The following is a 2,454-nucleotide window of genomic DNA, read 5'->3' as shown; positions in this document are numbered from 1 at the left end:
ACGGCTGGGGCGGGGGCTCGAGCTGCGGGGGCGGCTACTGAGGGTCCGGCGCACTCCCGGGGGAGCCGGGCGGGCTCACCCCTTCGGTGTGCGCAGCGCCGTCGGCGCGTGCCACGGCTCGGTGGCGGTCTCCTCGAACTCCACCACGGCGCCTATGTCGTTGGTGACGGACATGGAGACGTCGGTCGCCCGCTCGAGGATCACCTCGACCACGACCGGAACACGGAACTCGGCCGCCAGCCGTTTCGCCTCCTCGAACGCCCCGGCCAGTTGCGGCGGTTCGGTCACCCGGATCGCCTTGCAGCCGAGACCCTCGGCCACCTTCACGTGGTCGACGCCGTACCCGCCGAGTTCCGGCGCGTTGACGTTCTCGAACTCCAGGTTGACCTCGAAGTCCATCGCGAAGGCCCGCTGCGCCTGCCGGATGAGGCCCAGGTAGGCGTTGTTGAGCAGGACGTGGATGTAGGGGATGCGGTGCTGGGCCCCGACCGCCAGCTCCTCGATCAGGAACTGGAAGTCGTAGTCGCCGGAGAGCGCCACCACCGGCGCCGAGGCGTCGGCACGGGCCACGCCCAGGGCCGCCGGGAGGGTCCAGCCGAGGGGGCCGGCCTGTCCGCAGTTGATCCAGTGCCGGGGCCGGTGGACGTGCAGCATCTGGGCGGCCGCGATCTGGGAGTTCCCGATGGCGGTGACGTACCGCGTCTCGGGGCCGAACGCCTTGTTCATCTCCTGGTACACCCGCTGCGGCTTCACCGGCACGTCGTCGAAGTGGGTGCGGCGCTCCATCCGGGCCCGGCGTTCCTGGACGGCCTCCGCCCAGGCCGAGCGGTCACGGAGCCCGCCCCGTTCCTTCCGCTCCCGCGCCACGGAGACGAACAGCTCCAGCGCCGCACGCGCGTCCGAGGCGATGCCCAGGTCGGGGGCGAAGATCCGCCCGATCTGGGTGGGCTCCACGTCCACGTGGACGAAGGTCCGTCCGGCGGTGTAGACGTCCAGGCGGCCGGTGTGGCGGTTGGCCCAGCGGTTGCCGACGCCCAGCACGAAGTCGGACTCCAGGAAGGTGGCGTTGCCGAAGCGGTGGGAGGTCTGCAGCCCCACCATGCCGGCGTTGAGATCGTGGTCGTCCGGCAGGGCGCCCCACCCCATCAGCGTCGGCACCACCGGCACCCCGGTCAGCTCGGCGAACTCGCGCAGCGGTGCGCAGGCGTCGGCGCCGACGACACCGCCCCCGGCGACGATCAGCGGGCGCTCTGCGGCGTCCAGCAGGGTGAACGCCTTCTCGATCTGGGCCCGGGAGGCCACCGGACGGTGGACCGGCAGCGGCTGGTAGACGCCGGGGTCCCACTCGATCTCGGCGAGCTGGACGTCGACCGGCAGGTCGATCAGCACGGGCCCGGGGCGGCCCGAGCGCATCACGTGGAACGCCTGCTGGAAGACGCCGGGCACCTGGGCGGCCTCCAGCACGGTGACCGCCCACTTGGTGACCGGACGGGCGACGGAGGCGATGTCGACCGCCTGGAAGTCCTCCTTGTGGAGCGCCGTGGTCGGCGCCTGCCCCGTGACGCAGAGGATCGGGACCGAGTCCGCCCACGCCGAGTACAGGCCGGTGATCATGTCGGTGCCGGCGGGCCCCGAAGTACCCACGCAGAGGCCGATGTTGCCGCTCACGGCCCGGGTGTACCCCTCGGCCATGTGCGAGGCCCCCTCCACGTGGCGGGCCAGCGTGTGGCGGACGGCGCCCGAGGCCCGCATCGCCGCGTAGAACGGGTTGATCGCCGCGCCCGGCACGCCGAACGCCTCGGTGACGCCTTCCCTGACCAGGATCTCGACTGCCGCGCGGGCAGCGGTCGTACGGGCCATCGCGCACCTCCCTGTCGGGCCGTTTCCGGTGCCGGGACGCCCGAACCGGGCAACCCTTTTTTCCGGGATACGGAAAACTTCTTCTGTTATGCGGAATCAGCGTAGAAGCGGAGTCGAAAGGGCGTCAAGAGACGGACAAACGGCCCCGGTCGGGAGCACCATGGGAGTCCGACCGCATCACGTCCTGGAGTGGCCATGTCCGAAAAGGTTCCGGTGTGTTGCCCGGCCTGCCGGCGCGAGCACGTCTACCGGGTACCGGCGTTCCCCTGCGCCTGCGGCACTCCCGTGGCCCCTGCGCTGGACGTCTCGGGCGAACCCGTCCAGCTGACGCGTCGGGTCTGGCACGAGAGCTGGGTGACCGTGCACTGCCCCCGGTGCTCCCTGCCCACGCAGTGGCCGTGGCCGGAACTGGGCTGTCCCTGCGGCGTGGTGCTGCGGCTCCCGGTGCTGACCGCGGAGGGCACCACCGGTCCGTCGGCGGGCCGGCCGGCCTTCCAGCCGGTGACCATCCGCACGCCGCTGGACGCGGTGTCGGCGGCTGCGCTGTACCTGCGGTGGCTGGGCCATCCCGACGTGCGCCGCGCCGACCAGCGG

At 72.0% G+C, this 2,454-nt stretch carries 1 protein-coding gene and 1 pseudogene; one reads left to right on the top strand and one right to left on the bottom strand.

The window, feature by feature from the left end; all coding sequences use genetic code 11:
- Positions 1-75: 75 nt before the first annotated feature.
- The gene (gcl, locus tag HW445_RS26810; RefSeq protein ID WP_180223459.1) at positions 76-1,860 is read right to left on the bottom strand and encodes a glyoxylate carboligase; all 1,785 of its coding nucleotides are present in this window, start codon (positions 1,858-1,860) and stop codon (positions 76-78) included.
- A 195-nt stretch (positions 1,861-2,055) separates the two neighbouring features.
- On the opposite strand from gcl, the pseudogene HW445_RS26805 reads away from it, so the two are divergent.
- Positions 2,056-2,454: pseudogene (locus tag HW445_RS26805) on the top strand (hypothetical protein); the annotation flags it as partial.

The sequence above is a fragment of the Streptomyces sp. UH6 genome, from assembly GCF_013421635.1.
Taxonomy (GTDB): Bacteria; Actinomycetota; Actinomycetes; order Streptomycetales; family Streptomycetaceae; genus Streptomyces; species Streptomyces abyssomicinicus.
The sequence above is the reverse complement of the archived record's forward strand: the minus strand, read 5'-3'. Positions and strand labels throughout refer to the sequence as shown.